The sequence below is a fragment of the Stenotrophomonas sp. YJH_SMC_82 genome, from assembly GCF_059368875.1.
Window position 1 is genome coordinate 109,214 of the sequence record NZ_JCAFSE010000005.1, and the last position, 20,063, is coordinate 129,276.

16 protein-coding genes and 1 riboswitch are annotated in these 20,063 nt (G+C 67.2%); of the genes, 8 read left to right on the forward strand and 8 right to left on the reverse strand.

What is annotated here, in order from left to right; translation table 11 throughout:
* Positions 1 to 14: 14 nt before the first annotated feature.
* Positions 15 to 1,520, reverse strand: coding sequence for a CoA-acylating methylmalonate-semialdehyde dehydrogenase (locus AC5P53_RS18050; protein WP_014645591.1), 1,506 nt, complete (start codon positions 1,518 to 1,520; stop codon positions 15 to 17).
* An 88-nt stretch (positions 1,521 to 1,608) separates the two neighbouring features.
* Between AC5P53_RS18050 and AC5P53_RS18055 the strand changes: the two genes are divergently transcribed.
* On the forward strand, positions 1,609 to 3,003 hold the full coding sequence (locus tag AC5P53_RS18055) for a helix-turn-helix domain-containing protein (RefSeq protein WP_181454198.1): 1,395 nt from the start codon (positions 1,609 to 1,611) through the stop codon (positions 3,001 to 3,003).
* A gap of 134 nt (positions 3,004 to 3,137) precedes the next feature.
* Here AC5P53_RS18055 and AC5P53_RS18060 read toward each other — a convergent pair whose 3' ends face one another.
* Positions 3,138 to 5,030: a patatin-like phospholipase family protein gene (locus AC5P53_RS18060; RefSeq protein ID WP_053494644.1), complete on the reverse strand. Its 1,893-nt coding sequence runs from the start codon at positions 5,028 to 5,030 to the stop codon at positions 3,138 to 3,140.
* A gap of 193 nt (positions 5,031 to 5,223) precedes the next feature.
* Between AC5P53_RS18060 and AC5P53_RS18065 the strand changes: the two genes are divergently transcribed.
* The 4 genes from AC5P53_RS18065 (at position 5,224) to pncA (ending at position 9,640) form a co-directional block, all read left to right on the forward strand.
* Positions 5,224 to 6,273 (forward strand): bifunctional nicotinamide-nucleotide adenylyltransferase/Nudix hydroxylase, encoded by a 1,050-nt coding sequence (locus AC5P53_RS18065; RefSeq protein ID WP_014645588.1) that lies wholly within the window; start codon positions 5,224 to 5,226, stop codon positions 6,271 to 6,273.
* Between the two features lie 64 nt (positions 6,274 to 6,337).
* Positions 6,338 to 7,747, forward strand: a complete 1,410-nt coding sequence (locus AC5P53_RS18070) for a nicotinate phosphoribosyltransferase (protein ID WP_241887687.1) — start codon at positions 6,338 to 6,340, stop codon at positions 7,745 to 7,747.
* A gap of 133 nt (positions 7,748 to 7,880) precedes the next feature.
* Positions 7,881 to 8,110: riboswitch (cobalamin riboswitch) on the forward strand.
* Between the two features lie 161 nt (positions 8,111 to 8,271).
* Positions 8,272 to 8,958, forward strand: a complete 687-nt coding sequence (locus AC5P53_RS18075; protein ID WP_080281917.1) for an epoxyqueuosine reductase QueH — start codon at positions 8,272 to 8,274, stop codon at positions 8,956 to 8,958.
* 55 nt (positions 8,959 to 9,013) lie between these two features.
* Positions 9,014 to 9,640, forward strand: a complete 627-nt coding sequence (pncA, locus tag AC5P53_RS18080; protein ID WP_014645585.1) for a bifunctional nicotinamidase/pyrazinamidase — start codon at positions 9,014 to 9,016, stop codon at positions 9,638 to 9,640.
* Between the two features lie 129 nt (positions 9,641 to 9,769).
* Here pncA and purU read toward each other — a convergent pair whose 3' ends face one another.
* Positions 9,770 to 10,621, reverse strand: a complete 852-nt coding sequence (purU, locus tag AC5P53_RS18085) for a formyltetrahydrofolate deformylase (protein ID WP_005411937.1) — start codon at positions 10,619 to 10,621, stop codon at positions 9,770 to 9,772.
* A 114-nt stretch (positions 10,622 to 10,735) separates the two neighbouring features.
* On the opposite strand from purU, the gene AC5P53_RS18090 reads away from it, so the two are divergent.
* A complete protein-coding gene (locus AC5P53_RS18090; protein ID WP_049441881.1) occupies positions 10,736 to 11,647 on the forward strand; it encodes a LysR family transcriptional regulator in 912 nt (303 codons plus the stop codon).
* A 3-nt stretch (positions 11,648 to 11,650) separates the two neighbouring features.
* Here AC5P53_RS18090 and AC5P53_RS18095 read toward each other — a convergent pair whose 3' ends face one another.
* The 3 genes from AC5P53_RS18095 to AC5P53_RS18105 form a co-directional block, all read right to left on the reverse strand.
* The gene (locus AC5P53_RS18095; protein WP_014645582.1) at positions 11,651 to 12,751 is read right to left on the reverse strand and encodes an NADH:flavin oxidoreductase/NADH oxidase; all 1,101 of its coding nucleotides are present in this window, start codon (positions 12,749 to 12,751) and stop codon (positions 11,651 to 11,653) included.
* 141 nt (positions 12,752 to 12,892) lie between these two features.
* The gene (locus AC5P53_RS18100) at positions 12,893 to 13,699 is read right to left on the reverse strand and encodes an NAD-dependent protein deacetylase (protein WP_100450898.1); all 807 of its coding nucleotides are present in this window, start codon (positions 13,697 to 13,699) and stop codon (positions 12,893 to 12,895) included.
* A gap of 56 nt (positions 13,700 to 13,755) precedes the next feature.
* Positions 13,756 to 14,157, reverse strand: a complete 402-nt coding sequence (locus AC5P53_RS18105) for an acyl-CoA thioesterase (RefSeq protein ID WP_004153688.1) — start codon at positions 14,155 to 14,157, stop codon at positions 13,756 to 13,758.
* Between the two features lie 152 nt (positions 14,158 to 14,309).
* Here AC5P53_RS18105 and AC5P53_RS18110 point away from each other — a divergent pair, with 152 nt between their 5' ends.
* Positions 14,310 to 14,945 carry a LysE family translocator gene (locus AC5P53_RS18110; RefSeq protein WP_032956621.1) on the forward strand — a complete coding sequence of 212 codons (636 nt, stop codon included), beginning with the start codon at positions 14,310 to 14,312 and terminating at the stop codon, positions 14,943 to 14,945.
* Positions 14,946 to 15,068: 123 nt separating this feature from the next.
* Here AC5P53_RS18110 and AC5P53_RS18115 read toward each other — a convergent pair whose 3' ends face one another.
* Together AC5P53_RS18115 and AC5P53_RS18120 are read right to left on the reverse strand one after the other, a co-directional pair.
* Positions 15,069 to 16,088: a ribonucleotide-diphosphate reductase subunit beta gene (locus AC5P53_RS18115; RefSeq protein WP_005420683.1), complete on the reverse strand. Its 1,020-nt coding sequence runs from the start codon at positions 16,086 to 16,088 to the stop codon at positions 15,069 to 15,071.
* 144 nt (positions 16,089 to 16,232) lie between these two features.
* Positions 16,233 to 18,635: a ribonucleoside-diphosphate reductase subunit alpha gene (locus AC5P53_RS18120; RefSeq protein WP_014645579.1), complete on the reverse strand. Its 2,403-nt coding sequence runs from the start codon at positions 18,633 to 18,635 to the stop codon at positions 16,233 to 16,235.
* A gap of 554 nt (positions 18,636 to 19,189) precedes the next feature.
* Here AC5P53_RS18120 and AC5P53_RS18125 point away from each other — a divergent pair.
* Positions 19,190 to 20,026: a DUF2884 family protein gene (locus AC5P53_RS18125; protein ID WP_032956617.1), complete on the forward strand. Its 837-nt coding sequence runs from the start codon at positions 19,190 to 19,192 to the stop codon at positions 20,024 to 20,026.
* The last annotated feature ends 37 nt before the right edge of the window (positions 20,027 to 20,063 follow it).

Genomic DNA, 20,063 nt, shown 5'->3' on the forward strand with positions numbered 1-20,063 from the left:
GGCTGCTCCTGCCGTTACTTCAGGCTGATCGTGGTGTTGACGCCGTGGCTCAGCGTCTCGTCATCGAACCAGCGCGCGGTGACCGTCTTGGTCTGGGTGTAGAACAGCACCACCTGCTTGCCATACGGGCCCAGGTCACCCAGCTTGGAGGCGCGCGAACCGGTGAACGAGAACAGCGGCACCGGCACCGGGATCGGCACGTTGATGCCGACCTGGCCGACGTCGATGTCCTCCTGGAACTTGCGCGCGGCAGCGCCGGACTGGGTGAACAGTGCGGTGCCGTTGCCGTTCGGGTTGCTGTTGACCATCGCGATGGCCTCTTCCAGCGTTTCCGCTTCGAGGATGACCAGCACCGGCCCGAAGATCTCTTCCTGGTAGATGCGCATGTCGGTGGTGACACCGGCAAAGATGGTCGGGCCAACGAAGTTGCCCTTCTCGAAGCCATCGACCTGCGGCTTGCGGCCATCGAGCACCAGCTTGGCGCCCTGCTCCACGCCCGAGGCGATCAGGCCTTCCACGCGCTCGCGGGCGCTGCAGGAGATGACCGGGCCGACGTCGGTACCGGACACGGTGCCGGCGCTGACCTTCAGGGTCTGGGCCTTGGCCACCAGGTCCTGCACCCAGTTGCGCGCTTCACCGACCAGCACCAGCGTGGAAGCCGCCATGCAGCGCTGGCCAGCGGCACCGAAGGCGGCACCGACCATTGCGTTGAGGGTCTGTTCCTTGTTGGCGTCCGGCAGCACCACGGCGTGGTTCTTGGCGCCCATCATGCACTGCACGCGCTTGCCGGCCAGCGAGGCGCGGTTGTAGACGTGTGTGCCGACGCGGGTGGACCCGACGAACGACACGGCCTTGATGTCCGGGTGGTCGCAGATCGCGTTGACCACTTCCTCGCCGCCGTGGACGACGTTCAGCACGCCCTTCGGAATGCCGGCTTCCAGGGCAAGCTCGACCAGGCGCATGGTGACCATCGGGTCCTGCTCGGACGGCTTGAGGATGAAGGTGTTGCCCGTTGCAATCGCCATCGGGAACATCCACAGCGGGATCATCGCCGGGAAGTTGAACGGGGTGATGCCAGCGCACACGCCCAGCGGCTGCATGATCGTGTAGGTGTCCACGCCATTGGCCACGTTGTTGGCCAGCTCGCCCAACTGCAGGTTGCCGATGGCGGCGGCGTGCTCGACCACTTCCAGGCCGCGGAACACATCACCTTCGGCGTCCGGCAGGGTCTTGCCCTGTTCGGCGGTGAGGATGTGGGCCAGCTCACTCATGTTTTCGCGGATCAGCTGCTGGTACTTCAGGAAAATGCGCGCGCGGGTGCCGATCGGGGTCTTGCGCCAGGTCTTGAAGGCTTCCTTGGCGGCGGCGACGGCGGCGTCCACTTCGCCGGTGGTGGCGAACGGCACCTGGGCCAGCACGTCCTGGGTGGCCGGATTGATCACGTCCTGCCAGTGGGAAGTGGCCGATTCAACGAACTGGCCATCGATCAGCATGCGGATACGGGGCGCTGCAACAGTCATGACGACAATCCCACAGGGTGCGAAAGATGCTTGGCATTATTCACAGCACCCGGCTCGATTTCCGGGCTGAATCCGCTTAATCTGGCCAATGCGCCCCACGATTCCTGTTAATTCTGTGAATTATTCAGCTCCCCAGCGGCAACTCGGCCTGCGCCTGCTGCGGCTGCGCGAGCAGCGCGGCTACAGCCAGGCCGATCTGGCGCGTGCGCTGGGGCTGTCGGCCAGCTACCTGAACCAGATCGAGCGCAACAAGCGCCCACTGACACCGGCGGTGCAGAAGAAGCTGGGAGAGGTGCTGGGCGACGTTTCCTCGCTGTTCGATGACGATGAGCCCGCCGCCCTGCAGGAGGCGCTGGGCGAAACCCTGCGCGATCTGGGCCTGGCCGAGGTCAGCGCGACCGAACTGCGCGCCCTGGCCGGCAACCTGCCGCAGGTCAGCCGCGCGCTGTTGGACCTGCACCGTCGTCACCTGGCGCTGCGCGAGCACGCGGCCGCACTGGAGTTCCAGCTGGGCGAGCCCGGCGCCGGCAGCACCCTGCCCGCCGGTGACCAGGTGCGCGAGTTCTTCAACCGCATGCACAACCACATTCCCGAGCTGGACGAGCTGGCCGAGCAGCTGTTCGCCGAATGGGGGCTGTCGCCCGGGCATGTGGCACCGCGGCTGCGCCAGCTGCTGGCCGACCGCCATGGCGTGCTGGTGGAAGTGGCCGCACTGCAGGCCGGGCGCGAAAAGCGGCACTACGATGCCGGTGCGCGGCGGCTGTGGCTGCCCGATTACCTGGAGCCCGGACAGCAGGCGTTCCAGATGGCGGCCGAGCTGGCCCTGCACGGCTACCTGCCGCAGATCGATGCGGTGGTGGCGCGCGCCGGGTTCACCGATGAGGCACGCATCGCGCAGGCGCGGATCGGTCTCTCCAACTATTTCGCCGGTGCGCTGGTGATGCCGTACATGCGCTTCCTGCGTGCAGCCGAAACCAGCAGCTACGACATCGAACTGCTGGCGCACCAGTTCGGCGTCGGCTTCGAAGCGGTCTGCCACCGGCTGAGCACGCTGGCACGGCGCAGCGCGCCCGGCCTGCCGTTCTTCTTCATCCGCGTGGACCGCGCCGGCAACGTCTCAAAGCGCCATTCGGCCACCGATTTCCACTTCTCGCAGGTGGGTGGATCGTGCCCGCTGTGGATCGTCTACGAGGCGTTCAACCAACCCGGGCGCATCCTCACCCAGACCGCGCGCATGCCCGATGGCCGCCGTCATTTCTGGCTGGCGCGGCAGGTCAGCAGTGGCCCGGTCGGCCATGGCCAACCGCGCAAGACCTTCGCGGTGGCGCTGGGCTGCGACCTGCAGCATGCCGAACGCCTGGTGTATTCACTGGGGCTGGATGTGCAGAGCCCGGGCAATTCGGTATCGATCGGCCCGGGGTGCCGGGTGTGCCCGCGCGAGGACTGCATGCAGCGCGCGTTCGCGCAGTTGCCGGGGCGATAGGGCGGGTTTGGCAGGGCCGCGCCCTGCACCCGTGGTAGCGCCGGCCGCTGGCCGGCAAGAGCAGCAACCACTGCGGGGTCAGATCCGTTTTCCTGCGGAAACGGATCTGACCCCGATTCGACCGCAGGATCGGGTCAGTAGATCGGGGTCACCTTCATCTGCGGCAGCGGACGCGGTGCGCCGTCGGTAAGGTCCGGGCCGAGGTCCTCCCAGGTGCGGCCCTGCTCGACCATCAAGCCCCACAACTGCTGCGAGGCCAGCCGTTTGTCTTCCGAGCCCAGCTTGTACGACGGTGGCGTCGGCTGACCGCTGGCGACCATCGCGTACGCCGCGCGGTAGGCCAGCACCTGCTGCGCCGGATCATCGGTGCGCGCCACTTCCAGCGTGTAGCGCTGGTAGGCCGAGGCCAGGTTGCGCCAGCGGATCCAGTAGTGGTTCTCGAACGAGAACGAACAGAAGCGCGCACCGGCCAGGCTGCCCTTGTCGGCGATGCGGGAGAGTACCTCCTGCGGCATGTCCAGGTTCATGCCGCCTTCGTCGCCCTGCAGGCTGACGTGCACGATGCGGTCGCGATAACCCGGTGCGCGCGCCTGCAGCAGGTCGCGCCAGTTCTGCATGGTCGCCACGACGGCGAAGAGGAAGCGCCCCAGTTCGGCTGCGGCCAGTGGCGTGGCGATGGACTGGTAATGCCGTTGCCAGCCGTGGCGGTTTTCGGTGGGCAGGAACACCGCATGTTCCAGCGCCTGGCGGCCGCCGCTGCCCTGGCTCACCGCTTCGGCGTGCTGTGGATAGACCAGGTTGATGGCGAAGGTCGGCCAGCGCGGCAGGGCGGCATCGAACAGATGGATCGGGAAGTTGCTGCTGATGCCGCCATCGGAGAACCAGCAGATGCGGAAGGCGGTGATCACCGGGCCGCAGGTCTGCCCGGCACTGGTCAGCCCTTCCATGCTGTCGGCAACGTTGTGCTCCTGGTCGGCCGCAGGGGCGGTCGGTTCGCAGCGTCGTTCGCGGCGTGAGGGTTCATGCAGCGGCACCGCGCTGATCAGCAGCGGGAAGCTCAGGCTCATGCGCGTGGCCACCAGCACCGGCAGCTTCGGGCCCTGTGGCAGGTGGTAGTACTGCCGCCCTTCCACCTCCAGCGGCGGGCCGGCCTGGCTCACCAGCCACTGCACCACGCTGGCGGGGAACAGCTGCTCGAACTCCTCGCGCAGGAACCAGAACTGCGCACCGCCCAGCGGCAGCGTGCGCGGCTCATTGTGTGAGATGCAGGTGGTGATCATCTGCAGGCTGATCGCATGCGGGCTGTCCGGCTCACCGGCGTAGCGCGGCGCATCGTGCAGGTCGGCGAAGGTCAACGGTGCATCCAGCGGCTTGCCCGACAGCTGCTGCAGGCATTCATGCAACCACTCGGTCAGCGCCGGCCTGCGTGGATCGCGGCTGAGGCCGCTGCACAGGCCCAGCAGGTTGCGACGCGCCACCCGCGCGACCCGCAGCGCGGCACCGGCCACACCCGCACCGTAGGCGCACAGCAGTGATGGCAGCAGCGTGGCGGCCACGCCGCTCCAGCCACCGCCCCACCAACCCAGGCCGAGCAGCAGCGCCAGCGACACCAGCACTTCCAGCGGCGCGATCTCGAATACCGCAACGGCCAGGCACAGCAGTTTGTGCGGCAGGCGGGCATTGCCGGTCAGCACCACCAGCAGCCGATAGGCCGCGCGCGCGCCGCGCGCCGGCTGGAACAGGCTGTAGATGAAGCCGCGCCGGGACAGCTGTGCCGACACCGCCGACAGCCCGCCATAGCCTGCATCGCCGGGCAGCTGCTCGCCGGCCTGCTGGCGGCGATCGCCGCAGGCCGCTGCAGCCGCCACCGCTGCCGCAATGGCGCCGGCTGAAGTGCCGCCGATGCTCTTGAAGCGATACTCGCGGGCCAGCGCCAGTACCGCATTGGGGTACACGATGCCGCTGGTGATGCCGCCTTTCATGACCAGATCGCAGTACTTGTCCGCCACTGTCTTGCCCCCGAGCATGCCGTCCGCCGCGTGGGTTGCAGTATGGCGCAGGGGCTTCTCAGGGCCTGAGAACAACGGCGCAGTCCGCGCACGCAATGCGCCGTTCAGCAGAAAGCACGGCTGCAGGCTTGACCCGCCCCGCCATCGGCGTAGCATCTGCAGCAAGCCAAGGGACAGACCCGCGGCTGCCACAACGACATGAGGGATTCTCATGGAATTCGACTATCTCGTCTTCATCGGGCGATTCGAGCCCTTCCACAACGGCCACGCCGCCGTTGCCCGCCTGGCCCTGAGCCGGGCCCGCAAGCTGATCTTCCTGGTCGGCTCTGCCGATACCCCCCGCAGCCTGCGCAATCCCTGGACCGTGGCCGAACGCGCCGTGATGATCCAGGCGGCCCTCGACGGCCACACCGACCGTCTGCTGATCCGCCCGCTGCGTGACCACCTGTACAACGAAGCACAATGGATCGCCAACGTGCAGCGCCAGGTGGCTGACGCCCTGCGCAACGACGGTGCCGCCGCCGATGCCAGGGTGGGCCTGATCGGCATGGACAAGGATGCGTCCAGCTACTACCTGCGCGAGTTCCCGCAGTGGCCGCTGGTGGACGTGCAGCACACCGCCACCCTGTCGGCCACCGAGCTGCGGCGCTACCTGTTCGAGGCCGGCGACGTCGACTTCCACGGCGCGCTGCTGATGCTGCGGGGCAATGTGCCGGCGCCGGTGTACGACATGCTCGAAGCGTTCCGCAAAAGCGCGCCTGCGTATGGCCAGCTGGTGGCCGAGTACCGCTTCATCGAACAGTACAAGGCCGCCTGGAAGGATGCGCCCTACGCGCCCACCTTCGTCACCACCGATGCGGTGGTGGTGCATTCGGGCCACGTGCTGTTGGTGCGTCGCCGCTCGGAACCCGGCAAGGGGCTGTGGGCATTGCCCGGCGGCTTCGTCGGCCAGGAACAGAGCCTGCTCGACAGCTGCCTGCGCGAACTGCGCGAGGAAACCCGGCTGAAGATTCCGTTGCCGGTGTTGAAGGGGTCGCTGAAGGGCCAGCAGGTGTTCGACCACCCGGACCGCAGCCAGCGTGGCCGCACCATCACCCACGGTTTCCACTTCGAGTTTCCGGCCGGCGAGCTGCCGCCGGTGCGCGGTGGCGACGATGCCGACAAGGCACGCTGGATACCGGTGAGTGAAGCACTGGACATGGGCCCGCAGCTGTTCGAAGACCACCTGCACATCCTGGAGTACTTCCTCGGCCGCGGCTGACCGGCCCGGCTTTCCCACTGGCGGATAGACCGCCGGTGCCACCCGACGCGAAGGAGCTTCCGTCATGCACTACCTCGATAATCTTCTCCTCAACACCGACAGCTACAAGGCCAGCCATTGGCTGCAGTACCCGCCGGGTACCGATGCCACGTTCTTCTACGTCGAATCACGTGGCGGCCTGCACGATCGCACGGTGTTCTTCGGCCTGCAGGCGATCCTCAAGGACGCGCTGGCACGGCCGGTCACCCACGCCGACATCGACGACGCTGCTGCGGTGTTCGCCGCGCATGGCGAACCGTTCAACGAGGCCGGCTGGCGCGATATCGTCGACCGGCTTGGCGGCCACCTGCCGGTGCGCATCCGCGCCGTGCCCGAGGGCAGCGTGGTGCCCACCCACCAGGCGCTGATGACCATCGAATCGACCGATCCGGCCGCGTTCTGGGTGCCGTCGTACCTGGAAACGCTGCTGCTGCGCGTGTGGTACCCGGTCACCGTGGCCACCATCAGCTGGCACGCACGGCAGACCATTGCCGCGTTCCTGCAGCAGACCAGCGACGACCCGCAGGGGCAGCTGCCGTTCAAGCTGCATGACTTCGGCGCGCGCGGTGTCTCGAGCCTGGAATCGGCCGCGCTGGGCGGTGCCGCGCACCTGGTCAACTTCCTCGGCACCGATACGGTCTCGGCCCTGTGCCTGGCGCGCGCGCACTACCACGCGCCGATGGCCGGCTATTCGATTCCCGCCGCCGAGCACAGCACCATCACCAGCTGGGGCCGCGAGCGCGAGGTGGACGCCTACCGCAACATGCTGCGCCAGTTCGGCACGCCCGGTGCGATCGTGGCGGTGGTATCGGACAGCTATGACATCTACCGCGCCATCAGCGAGCACTGGGGTACCACCCTGCGCGATGAAGTGATCGCCTCGGGCGCCACCCTGGTCATCCGCCCGGACTCGGGGGACCCGGTGGAGGTGGTGGCCGAAAGCCTGCACCGGCTGGATGAAGCGTTCGGCCATAGCCTCAACAGCAAGGGCTACCGCGTGCTCAACCACGTGCGGGTGATCCAGGGCGATGGCATCAATCCGGACACCATCCGCGCGATCCTGCAGCGCATCACCGACGACGGCTACGCCGCCGACAACGTGGCCTTCGGCATGGGCGGTGCGCTGCTGCAGCGGCTGGACCGCGATACGCAGAAGTTCGCGCTGAAGTGCTCGGCGGCGCGGGTCGAGGGTGAGTGGATCGACGTCTACAAGGATCCGGTCACCGACGCCGGCAAGGCCAGCAAGCGTGGCCGCATGCGCCTGCTGCGCCGCCTGGACGATGGCAGCCTGCACACGGTGCCGCTGCCGGCCAACGGCGACGACACCCTGCCGGACGGCTTCGAGGACGCAATGGTGACCGTGTGGGAGAACGGCCGCCTGCTGCACGACCAGCGGCTGGACGACATCCGCACGCGGGCGGCCGTGGGGCATTGAAGGTGCATCCCGACCGGGGTCAGAGCCCGCTGCGTGGCAGCGGGATCCGACCCCTTCCTTCCGCTGGGGTCGGATCCCGTTGCAGCGTAGCGGGTTCTGACCCCTGCGCTCTTGACCGGCGCCACCAACAGGTCCACCTTGCACACGCCGAAGGTATCCCTCCCATCGCTGCGGCGCGGGGAGGGATTTAAACGGGAATCCGGTGAAGGCGCCTCGCGCGTCCATTCCGGAGCTGCCCCGCAGCGGTGAATGGAAACGAATCCTGCCAACAGCACTGGGCTCGCGCCTGGGAAGCGGCGGGTAGTAGGTGGGCTGCGGCCCGTGTCCATCAGCCCGAATACCGGCCCCGGCCGGGGGACACGACCGTCCCCTGACTCGACCTGGAATCTCCGCGGGGAGGTTGCCGGGGCCGTCGTCGTCCTGCGCGTGCAGGCGGTGTGGCCGCGCGCGTCCTGTTCACGGTATCCGGCCAGACCCGTTCACCCACGCACTGATGCATGGGCCACCGCCGTTGCCGGCGGTCCATGCGGTACCTGACGATGACCGAGCTCCAACGCCCCACCCTGACCCTGCCCGCCGACGGCAAGCGCCTGCTGCTGCATTCGTGCTGCGCGCCCTGTTCCGGCGAAGTGATGGAGGCGATCACCGCCTCCGGGATCGACTACGCGATCTTCTTCTACAACCCCAACATCCACCCGGTGAAGGAATACGAGCTGCGCAAGCAGGAGAACATCCGCTTCGCCGAGCAGCACGGCATTCCTTTCATCGACTGCGACTACGACACCGACAACTGGTTCAGCCGTGCACGCGGCATGGAAAACGAACCCGAACGCGGTATCCGCTGCACGATGTGCTTCGACATGCGCTTCGAGCGCACTGCGCTGTACGCGCACGAGCACGGTTACGACACCATCAGTTCTTCGCTGGGCATCTCGCGCTGGAAGAACATGGCGCAGATCAACGACTGCGGGATCCGTGCGGCGTCGCGCTATGAAGGCCTGCAGTACTGGGACTACAACTGGCGCAAGGGCGGCGGCGCCAGCCGCATGATCGAGATCAGCAAGCGCGAGCAGTTCTACCAGCAGGAATACTGCGGCTGCGTGTACTCGCTTCGCGATGCGAACCGCCATCGCCGCGAGAATGGCCGCGAGCGGATCAGGATCGGCCTGCTGTACTACGGGCAGGACGCTGGGACGCCACAGGGCGATTGACGTGCAGGCATGGGGCGGCCACGCTGGTCGCCCCTTCTGTTGTAGCGGAACTGCCATGACCGCCCTGCCCGCCGATGTCGCCCTGCTGGTGATCGACCTGCAGCCGGACTTCATGCCCGGTGGCGCCTTGGCCTGCGACCAGGGCGATGCGCTGGTGGCACCGATCGCCGATCTGTTGGCGCAGCGCCGCTACCGCACCGTGGTGGCGACCCAGGACTGGCACCCGGCCGACCATGCCTCGTTCGCCAGCCAGCACCCCGGCCAACGCCCCTTCGAGACCATCCTGCTGCACGCGCAGCCGCAGACGCTGTGGCCGGACCACTGCGTGCAGGGCAGCGCCGGTGCCGCGCTGCACCCGGGCGTGGACTGGACCGTGGCCGACCTGATCCTGCGCAAGGGCACGCGCCAACAGGTGGATTCGTACAGCGCCTTCCGCGAGAACCATGGCCCCGATGGCGAACGCCCGGCCACCGGCCTGGCCGGCTGGCTGCACGAACGCCGCATCCGCGAAGTGCACGTGTGCGGCCTGGCCCGCGACTACTGCGTGCTGTGGAGCGCGCAGGATGCGGTGAAGTCCGGCTTCCGGGTGAAGTTCCTGTGGGACCTGACCCGGCCGGTGACCGAAGCCAACGACGCGATGGTGCGCGATGCGCTGGGCAAGGCGGGGATCGCGACCGCCTGACCCACAACGGTAGTGCCGGCCGCTGGCCGGCAACGCCTGGATCCCTGCAGTTGCCGGCCAGCGGCCGGCACTACCGGATCACACCCGTGGGTAGCGCCGGGCCATGCCCGGCGGACGCGGGATGGGCGATTACCGGAACACCACCGTGCGATGCCCGTTGAGCAGGATGCGGTGCTCCACATGGCGGCGTACGGCGCGTGCCAGCACCAGCGATTCGGTATCGCTGCCCAGCCGCACCAGTTCGCGCGGTGCCATCGCATGGTCAACGCGGGCCACGTCCTGTTCGATGATCGGTCCTTCGTCCAGATCCTCGGTGACGTAGTGCGCGGTGGCGCCGATGATCTTGACCCCGCGCGCATGCGCCTGGTGGTACGGCTGCGCGCCCTTGAAGCTGGGCAGGAAGCTGTGGTGGATGTTGATCGCACGCCCGGCCAGCGCGCGGCACAGCGTGGGTGACAGGATCTGCATGTAGCGTGCCAGCACCACCAGGTCGATGCGCTCGCGCTCGACCAGGTCGATGATCTGCTGCTCCTGCACCGCACGCGTATCGGCGGTTACCGGCAGGTGGTGGAACGGTACCTGGTAGGACGCGGCCAATGGCGCGAAGTCGGCGTGGTTGGAGGCCACCGCGGCAATGTCGACCTTCAGCTGGCCGCTGTGGGCGCGGAACAGCAGGTCGTTGAGGCAGTGCCCCTGCTTGCTGACCAGCACCAGCAGGCGTGCCCGGCGGCGGCCATCATGCAGCTGCCAGTCCATGCCGAAGCCTTCGGCAAGCGTGGCCATCGCGGCGTGCACGGTCTCCAGCGGCAGGCCGGCGTCACGGTCGAAATGCACGCGCAGGAAGAAGCGGCCGCTTTCCTCATCGCCGAACTGCTGGGCGTCGAGGATGTTGCAGCCGTGGTCGAACAGCAGGCCGGACACGCGGTAGACGATGCCGGTACGGTCGGGGCAGGACAGGGTGAGGATGGAATCGGGGCGCATCGCCACAGTGTAGGGCAGCTTCCTGCCCAGCAGCCGGATGATCACCGATGCAACCGAACCGCTTGGTTCAGTCCCAAGCGATACTTGGCCATCACCGTGGCAAGCTGGTCGGTCATGAACTTGTTGCAACTGATCCGCAGCTTCACCCGCACCGCAGAGACCGGCAGCATTGCCGCCGCGGCCCGCATCCTTGGCATCAGCGCCACCGCAGTCGGCCAGAACATCAACCGGCTGGAAGCGCATCTGGGCGTACGGCTGCTGAACCGGAGTACGCGCCAGCTGGCGCTCAGCGAGGCCGGCGCGCTGTACCTGGCGCAGGTGCGCCACATCGAGGCCGACCTGGCGCGCGCGCAGGCGATGGTCACCTCCGGTGATATCGAACCGGCCGGGCCGCTGCGCATCGCCAGCAGCAGCGCGTTCGGCCGCCACGTGCTGGCCCCGTTGCTGCCGTCACTGCAGCAACGCTACCCGCAGCTGCAGCTGGAACTGCGGCTGACCGACCGCGCCGTGCAGCATGGTCCAGAGGCGGTGGATGCCAGCATCCGCATCGGCGCGCAGCTGGAAGACGGCGTGGTCGCACGGCAGCTGGCACGCGTGCCGTTCGTGTTCTGCGCCTCGCCGGCCTACCTGAAGGCCCATGGCACCCCGCAGGAACCATCGGATCTGGGCAGCCATCGCGGGCTGCTGCATCGCTTCCCCACCGATGGCCGGCCGTTGCGCTGGGGCCTGCTGAAGGACGGCCAGCGTGTGGACGCCGTGCTACCGCCGAGCATGGTCTGCGATGACATCGATGCGCTGGCGTCGCTGGCGGCGGCCGGTGCCGGCATCACGCGATTGGCTGCGTTCGTGGCCGAGCCCTACCTGCGCGATGGACGCCTGCAGGCCGTGTTCGGCGCCGACAGCACGTGGCGTCCGGAGCCGATGGAGGTCTATTTCTGCGTCAGCGATCGCCGCGACTTCACCGCCAAGATCCGCGCGCTGTTCGAGCACCTGCGGGCCGGCATGGCGCCGGCCTGGCGGGTGTGAGCCTCAGCGCGCCTTGAACACGCCGCGCGCATCGCGCGGCTCGCAGCGCAGGTACTGCGGCGCCGGTTCCACGCTGTCGCGCAATGCGGCGGCGGCATGCCACGGCCAGCGCGGGTCGTAGAGGATGCCGCGCGCCAGGGCCACGGCATCGGCGTGGCGATGGCGCAGGATCGATTCGGCCTGCTCCGGTTCGGTGATCATGCCCACGGCGATCACCGGCATGCGCACCTTGGCCTTGATCGCCGCCGCGAACGGCACCTGGTAACCGGGGCCGACGGTGATCTTCTGGCGCTCGTCCAGGCCGCCACTGGAGACATGCAGGAAATTGCAGCCGCGCGCGTCCAGCACCTGGGCCAGTGCTTCGCTCTGCACCAGGTCCCAGCCACCCTCGACCCAGTCGCTGGCGGAAATGCGCACGCCCACGGCGACCTTGTCGGACACCGCCGCGCGTACCGCGTCGAACACTTCCACCAGCAGGCGCAGGCGGTTCGGCAGCGACCCACCGTAACCATCGGTGCGGCGGTTGCTCAGCGGCGACAGGAACTGGTGCAGCAGGTAACCGTGCGCGGCATGCAGCTCGATCAGCTCGAAGCCCAGGCGCTCGGCGCGCACCGCACTGGCAGCGAAGGCGGCGATGACCTCGGCGATGCCGGCTTCGTCCAGTTCCTGCGGTGCCGGATCGGCGGCATGGAACGGCAGCGGCGACGGCGCCACGGTGGCCCAGCCACGCGCATCGCCGGCCGGCAACTGGCCACCCCCGTCCCACGGGCGGGCGGTGGATGCCTTGCGGCCGGCATGGCCCAGCTGGATGCCCAGCGGCATCGGCGACCAGCGGCGGACGCTGGCCAGCACCTGTGCCAGCGCGGCCTCGGTGCCGTCATCCCACAGGCCCAGGTCGGCCCAGCTGATGCGGCCGCGCGGCTCGACCGCGGTGGCTTCCAGGATCAACAGGCCGGCGCCGGACTGCGCCAGGTTGCCCAGGTGCATGGCGTGCCAGTCGCTGGCGCGGCCGTCTTCGGCGGAGTACTGGCACATCGGCGCGATGACGATGCGGTTGGACAGGGTCAGGGGGCCGAACGAGATCGGCGAAAACAGCTGGCTCAAGGGGGTGATGAACGACGTAGGGGGTGTGTATTGCACCGCTGCGCGGCTTCTGGATCAACCGTCTGGATGGATCGCTGTTTCGCAGCCGATCATGCCGCCGAGCGCCGAACAGCCCCTTGTAGAGCCGAGCCCACGCTCGGCTCAGCCCGCCACCCAACCGGACAAGGCTTCAGCGCAGTCCCGCTCATCCTTGAACAACAGCAGGTCGTCGGCACGGGTGCGGCCGCGGTTCAGCGCCGCCACCGGCAATCCTGCCTTCGCCGCCGCCTGCACGAAGCGGAAGCCGGAATAGACCATCAGTGACGAGCCCACCACCAGCACCGCATCGGCCTGCTGCAGATGATCGTGCACCGCCGCCACCCGCTCGCGCGGCACGTTCTCGCCGAAGAACACCACGTCCGGCTTCAGCACGCCGCCGCAGTGCGGGCAATCGGGCACCACGAATGTGGAGAAATCGGTCTCCAGGTCGGCATCACCGTCGGGGGCGATGCCGGCCTCCAGCGCGTCCCAGCCGGGATTGGCGTCCAGCAGCCGCTGCTGGAAATCCTCGCGGCCACTGCGGCGCTCGCAGCCCATGCAGCGCACCAGATCCAGGCGGCCATGCAGGTCGATCACGTTGCGGCTGCCGGCGCGCTGGTGCAGGCCGTCCACGTTCTGGGTCAACAGCACCTGCAGCTTGCCGCGGCTTTCCAGGGCGGCCAGGGCCTGGTGGGTGCCGTTGGGCCGGGCCAGGCCGAAGCGCGGCCAGCCCAGCAGGCTGCGCGCCCAGTAACGCTGGCGGGTGGTCGCCTCGCCCATGAAGGCCTGGTAGGTCACCGGCGGCGTGCGTTTCCACTGGCCGTCGGCGTCCCGGTAATCGGGTATGCCCGAGGCGGTGCTGCAACCCGCGCCGGTCAGCACGAACAGGCGCTCGGCGCGGTCGATGAAGTCGGTCAGTGGCAGGGTCATGGCTGCCAGATGGGGGCGCCGCAGTGCCCCCGCAAGCACCGGTTCAGCCGGTGGTCTCAGGCGGCCGGCAGCGGCGGCACCGCGATCGGGTGGCCTTCCTCGTCCAGCGCGATCATCACGAAGTGGCCGCGGGTGCACAGCTTGCGCTCGCCGCTGTGCAGGTCCTCGGCGACCAGTTCCACCTCGACCTTCATCGAGCTGCGGCCGACTTCGACGATGCGGCCGATGGTTTCCACCATCTGGCCGATGCGGATCGGCAGCTTGAAGTCGACCTGGTCGCTGCGCGCGGTCACCACGGTGCGGCGCGAATAGCGGGCGGCGGCCAGGAACGCGGCCTTGTCCATCCATGCCAATGCCTGGCCACCGAACAGGGTGCCCAGGTGGTTGGTGTGGTTGGGGAAGACGATTTCAGCCATGCGCACTTCGGTGGGCGGCACGGTCTCGGGGATCGGGGTCATGGGGGTGCTTCGGTGTGGGGTGCTGCGGATTCTAAGCGACCGGCGTGATGGCCATCGGCATGCACGTGCAACGGTCACCCGGCAGCGGTGCCTGCGCAGGCCGCGCCTGCGGCAGGCGTTACACTGCGCCACGCCCACTGCCAGGACTGCCCATGCCCGCCACTTCCGACCTGCTGGCCTTTGCGCTGGTTTCGCTGGCCATGGTGCTCACGCCCGGGCCGAACATGATCTACGTCATCTCGCGCTCGATCTGCCAGGGGCCGATGGCTGGCCTGATCTCGCTGGGCGGGGTGGCGCTGGGCTTTGTGTTCTACATGCTGTGTGCGGCACTGGGCATCACCGCCCTGCTGATGACCGTGCCGTTCGCCTACGACGCGCTGCGCATCGGCGGCGCGCTGTACCTGCTGTACCTGGCCTGGCAGGCGCTCAGGCCCGGCGGCCGTTCGCCGTTCGCGGTGCGCGACCTGCCGCAGGACAGCCCGCGCAAGCTGTTCACGATGGGCTTCCTGACCAATCTGCTGAACCCGAAGGTGGCGGTGATGTACCTGTCGCTGCTGCCGCAGTTCCTGCACCCGGACGGCGAAGGCAGCGTGCTGATGCAGTCGATCGTGCTGGGCTCCACCCAGATCCTGGTCAGCGTCAGCGTGAACGGCATGATCGCGCTGACCGCCGGCAGCATCGCCGGCTTCCTGGCCGCGCGCCCCACCTGGCAGATGGTGCAGCGCTGGCTGATGGGCACGGTGCTGGCCGGGCTGGCGGTGCGCATGGCGGTGGAAGGGCGGCGCTGATTGTAGAGTCGAGCCATGCTCGACTTCCTTGCGAGCAGCAGTCGAGCGTGGCTCGACGCTACGGAAACAAAAAACCCCGGCATTGGCCGGGGTTCTTCGTTGCGGCAGGCCTGGCCGGTTCGATCAGAAGTTCATGTCGAAGGCGACTTCGCCCTGAACGCCGACCTGGTAGGCCGAGACGCGGCGTTCGAAGAAGTTGGTCAGCTCCTGCACGTCCTGCAGTTCCATGAACGGCAGCGGGTTGCGCACGTTGTACTTCTTTTCCATGCCCAGCTTGGCGAAGTGCTGGTCGGCGCAGTGCTGCAGGTACTGGCGCATGTCGCGGGTCGAGATGCCGGCCACGCCACCGGACAGCACGTCCTCGGCGAACTGCACTTCGCATTCGATGGCTTCGGCCAGCATGTCGTAGACCTGCTGCTTCATCTCGTCGTCGAACAGGTCCGGCTCTTCCTCACGCACCACGCGCACCGACTCGAACGCAAACTCCATGTGCGCGCTCTCGTCGCGGAACACCCAGTTGGTGCCCGAGGCCAGGCCCGGCAGCAGGCCGCGCGAACGGAAGTAGTACACGTAGGCGAACGCAGCGAAGAAGAACAGGCCTTCGATGCAGGCGGCAAAGCAGATCTGGTTGAGCAGGAACTGGCGGCGCTGTTCGCGGGTCTCGATACGGGTCAGGTCCTGGATCGAGTCGATCCACTTGAAGCAGAAATCGGCCTTCTTCTTGATCGAGTCGATGTTCTCCACCGCCGAGAACGCCTTGGCGCGCTCTTCCGGATCCGGCAGGTAGTTGTCCAGCAGGGTCAGGTAGAACTGCACGTGCAGTGCTTCCTCATACAGCTGGCGCGACAGGTACATGCGCGCTTCGGGCGCATTCAAGTGCTGGTACAGGTTCAGCACCAGGTTGTTGGACACGATCGAATCGCCGGTGGCGAAGAACGCGACCAGGCGGTGGATCAGGTGGCGCTCACCCGGCGACATCTTGCTGTGCAGGTCGGTGATGTCGATCTGGAAGTTGATCTCTTCCACCGTCCAGGTGTTCTTGATCGCATTCCGGTACATGTCATAGAACTGCGGGTAGCGCATCGGGCGCAGGGTCAGTTCAAAACCGGGATCGAGCAGCATCTGCTTGGGCTTGTCGGCCATGGGTGTTTCCTTGAATTCCTGGGTGAGCCGCCGGGCGTGGCCCGGCGCTACCGTGGGTGTTTTTCCGCAGCCGGGCATGGCTCGGCTCTACAGGTGCGAGGTGTTCGAGTGCCGACCAACGGTCGGCACCCACCGCGCGGTGTCTTACTGGCAGGCCTCGCAGGCTTCCGGGTTTTCCAGCGAGCAGGCGATGGCTTCGTCCGGGCTGAACACCTTGGCCGGGGCCGCAGCGCTGACCGTGGTCTTGGCGATCTTGGTGGCCGGGCGCGAACGCAGGTAGTAGGTGGTCTTGATGCCCTGCTTCCAGGCGTACATGTACATGGAGGACATCGCGCCGATGTTCGGGCTTTCCATGAACAGGTTGAGCGAGGCCGACTGGTCGATGAAGGCGCCACGCTCGGCGGCCATGTCGATCAGCGAACGCATCGGCAGTTCCCACGCGGTGCGGTAGACCTCGCGCAGCGTTTCCGGAATCTGTGCCACGCCGGCGATGGAGCCTTCGGCCAGCTTGATGGCATCGCGCATGTCGGCGGTCCACAGGCCCAGCTTCTTCAACTCGTTGACCAGGTAGCGGTTGACCTGCAGGAAGTCACCGGACAGGGTCTCGCGCTTGAACAGGTTGGACACCTGCGGCTCGACGCACTCGTAGCAGCCGGCGATCGAGGCGATGGTCGCGGTCGGGGCGATCGCGATCATCAGCGAGTTGCGCAGGCCGTGCTCCTTGATGCGGGCGCGCAGGGCATCCCAGCGCGCGGTGTCTTCCGGCACCACGTTCCAGGCGTCGAACTGCAGTTCGCCACCGGCGGCACGGGTGTCGTTGAACGACGGGTGCTTGCCACGTTCCTGGGCCAGCTCGCAGGAGGTTTCCAGCGCGTGGAAGTAGATCGCTTCGGCAATCTTCTTCGACAGGGCGCGGGCTTCGGCGCTGTCGAACGGCAGGCGCTTGCGGAAGAACACGTCCTGCAGGCCCATGCAGCCCAGGCCGACCGGACGCCAGCGCAGGTTGGCGCGGCGGGCGGTTTCGATCGGGTAGAAGTTCAGGTCGATGACGCGGTCGAGCTGGCGCACGGCCAGGCGAACGGTCTCGGCCAGCTTCTCGAAGTCGAACTCGTTGTGCTCGTCGAAGTGGTTGCCCAGGTTGATCGAACCCAGGTTGCACACGGCGGTTTCATCGTTGGAAGTGACTTCCAGGATTTCGGTGCACAGGTTGGACAGGTGGATCACGTTGCCCGGGCGCAGGGTCTGGTTGCTGGCGCGGTTGCACTTGTCCTTGAAGGTCATCCAGCCGTTGCCGGTCTCGGCCAGCGTACGCATCATGCGGGCATACAGCTTGCGCGCGGAGATGGTGCGGTTGGCCTTGCCCTGGGCTTCGGCCTGCAGGTAGGCCTGCTCGAAGGCTTCGCCGAACAGGTCGGTGAACTCCGGCACGACGCGCGGATCGAACAGCGACCATTCCTGGTCGGCTTCGACGCGCTTCATGAACAGGTCCGGCACCCAGTTGGCCAGGTTCAGGTTGTGCGCACGACGGGCTTCGTCACCGGTGTTGTCGCGCAGCTCGAGGAAGTCCTCGATGTCGGCGTGCCAGGTTTCCAGGTACACGCAGGCCGCGCCCTTGCGCTTGCCGCCCTGGTTCACTGCGGCCACCGACGAATCCATGGTCTTCAGCCACGGCACGATGCCGTTGGAATGGCCGTTGGTCGACTTGATCAGCGAACCACGCGAACGCACGCGGGTGTAGCTGACGCCGATGCCGCCGGAGAACTTCGACAGCTGGGCGATGTCGCCGTACTTGGAATAGATCGATTCCAGCGAGTCCTGCGGCGAGTCCAGCAGGAAGCACGAGGACAGCTGCTCGTGGGTGGTGCCGGAATTGAACAGGGTCGGGCTGGACGGCAGGTAGTCCAGGTTGCCCATGCGCTTGTACAGCGCCAGGGTCTCGGACACGTCCTCGCTCAGCGCGCTGGCGATGCGCAGGAAGAACTGCTGCGGGGTCTCGATCACCTTGCGGGTGTGCGGGTGGCGCAGCAGGTAACGGTCGTACAGGGTACGCAGGCCGAAGTAATCGAAGTTCAGGTCCAGCGAGATGTCGATGGCATCGTTGAGCTTGCGTGCGTTGGTCTGCACGAAGTTCAGCAGGCGGTCGTTGATCAGGCCGACTTCATGGCCACGGCTGACCGACTGCGAGAAGGCGTAGATTTCCTGGCCCGAGACTTCCTTGGCGATGTAGTTGGCCAGCAGGCGCGCGGCGAGACGGCCGTACTCGGGCTCTTCACCGATCAGCAGGGCGGCGGTGCGGATGGACAGTTCGTCCAGCTCGCGGGTGGTGGCACCGTTGTACAGGCCGGAAATGGTGCGGGTGGCCACGCGCATCGGGTCGACGGCGTGCAGGCCTTCGGAGGAACGCTGCACCGCACGCACGATCTTGTTCAGGTCCACCAGTTCGGTGGTCCCATTGCGCTTGGTCACACTCATCGCGTTGGCCGTCGGCGGCGACGTCAACAGGAATTCGCTTTCCTTCTCGATGGTGGCGCTGGATTCGGTGCTCACGGCGTGTGTCCTCTTGGCGTGATTTGGGGGTGCTCGATGCATCGGGTGACGCGGCCCGGGACATGACAGCCCAGGATGGCAGGACGGCGTCGCAGGGGATGAGACCCTGCGCCTGCCACTGCCGTTGACGATCGCGGATGGGTACCCCGGGGCAACCCCTGGAATGGGGGTTGCTGCGACCGACGGCCACAAGATAGTGGGGGTAATGGGGTCCGTCAACGCCAAATGTAGTGAAATTCGGCAATCCCTTGCGCCGCAAGGATCGTGCCATCGGCGCCCTGATCAGACGCTTCAGACCTGCCGGAACGGGCTGCGCAGTCAAGTCCGAAAGGCGTCATTGCGGTGGCACAACGCACCGCGAAAACGGAACAATGACAGCTTCACATGACAGTGATGAAACTGGCTAGGGACAACCCTGTGGATAGGTGGTGGGCAGCCGGTGGGAAAGCCGGTATGGCCGGACGAATCGCCATCGCGCAGTGACTTTCGGCGGGTGACGGCGCCTGCCGAACGCGGGATGCTGGGGTCCTGCAATGACCGGAAAGGATTCCACCATGCGCCTGTCAGCACCCGCCTTGGCCCTGCTGGCTGCTGTGGTCACCGTACCTGCAATTGCCGCTGACACCCCGAAGCTGCGCGCGGACCAGTGCGGTATCCACACCGACTATGACGTGCTGGTGGACAGCGGTGGCATCTGGCTGCGGCATGGCCCGCAGGCACCGCACGAGGTGGTGTTCCACGATGGCGTGCTGAGCCTGGACGACACGGTCGTGCCGGTCAGCGAGGCCGACGCGGCCCGCCTTCGGCAGATGGAGGCCGGGGCACGGCAGCTGATGCCGGCCGCCACGGCGCTGGCCCATGAAGTGAGCGGACTGAGCTTCGACGTGCTCGACGGGGTCTATGAAAGCCTCACCGGTACCGCCAACAGCCGCAAGGTCCGGCGCCTGCGCCGGCAGGCCGATGACTGGATCGGCGGCACGCTGGGCAAGGGCTACTGGGAACAGGCTGTGTTCGGGCCAGGCTTCGAGGCCAAGGTGCAGGACATGGCCGAGTCGCTGTCCGCCTCCATCGCCCGCAGCATGCTGTGGCAGATCTTCACCGGACGCAGCGATGCGATGGAGGCACGCGCCGACCGTCTGGACGCGCAGATGGAACAGCAGCTGGAAGGCCGCGCCGAACGCATCGAGGCCCAAGCACAGTCGCTGTGCCCGCTGGTGCAGTCGCTGGCCGACACCCATGACGCGCTGGAAGTGCGCTACCAAGGCCAACCGCTGCGGCTGCTGGAGCGCAGCGAGAGCGTTCGGGTGGAGCACGGCGATGGCTCGGGCCTGCAGGTGTCGGCCGGGCCGGATGAGCGGCCGCGTGGGAATGCGGTGGCGCCTTCCCGATAGCTGCGCGGCGCTGCTGTAGAGCCGAGCCCATGCTCGG

Bases quoted from the DNA above. Each gene is read 5' to 3' on its own strand.
- AC5P53_RS18090 (WP_049441881.1), top strand. From the start codon at position 10,736: ATGAACTTGTTGCAACTGATCCGCAGCTTCACCCGCACCGCAGAGACC.
- AC5P53_RS18125 (WP_032956617.1), top strand. From the start codon at position 19,190: ATGCGCCTGTCAGCACCCGCCTTGGCCCTGCTGGCTGCTGTGGTCACC.
- AC5P53_RS18110 (WP_032956621.1), top strand. From the start codon at position 14,310: ATGCCCGCCACTTCCGACCTGCTGGCCTTTGCGCTGGTTTCGCTGGCC.
- AC5P53_RS18065 (WP_014645588.1), top strand. From the start codon at position 5,224: ATGGAATTCGACTATCTCGTCTTCATCGGGCGATTCGAGCCCTTCCAC.
- AC5P53_RS18100 (WP_100450898.1), bottom strand. From the start codon at position 13,699: ATGACCCTGCCACTGACCGACTTCATCGACCGCGCCGAGCGCCTGTTC.
- pncA (WP_014645585.1), top strand. From the start codon at position 9,014: ATGACCGCCCTGCCCGCCGATGTCGCCCTGCTGGTGATCGACCTGCAG.
- AC5P53_RS18115 (WP_005420683.1), bottom strand. From the start codon at position 16,088: ATGGCCGACAAGCCCAAGCAGATGCTGCTCGATCCCGGTTTTGAACTG.
- AC5P53_RS18070 (WP_241887687.1), top strand. From the start codon at position 6,338: ATGCACTACCTCGATAATCTTCTCCTCAACACCGACAGCTACAAGGCC.
- purU (WP_005411937.1), bottom strand. From the start codon at position 10,621: ATGCGCCCCGATTCCATCCTCACCCTGTCCTGCCCCGACCGTACCGGC.
- AC5P53_RS18105 (WP_004153688.1), bottom strand. From the start codon at position 14,157: ATGACCCCGATCCCCGAGACCGTGCCGCCCACCGAAGTGCGCATGGCT.
- AC5P53_RS18075 (WP_080281917.1), top strand. From the start codon at position 8,272: ATGCGGTACCTGACGATGACCGAGCTCCAACGCCCCACCCTGACCCTG.
- AC5P53_RS18060 (WP_053494644.1), bottom strand. From the start codon at position 5,030: ATGCTCGGGGGCAAGACAGTGGCGGACAAGTACTGCGATCTGGTCATG.
- AC5P53_RS18050 (WP_014645591.1), bottom strand. From the start codon at position 1,520: ATGACTGTTGCAGCGCCCCGTATCCGCATGCTGATCGATGGCCAGTTC.
- AC5P53_RS18055 (WP_181454198.1), top strand. From the start codon at position 1,609: ATGCGCCCCACGATTCCTGTTAATTCTGTGAATTATTCAGCTCCCCAG.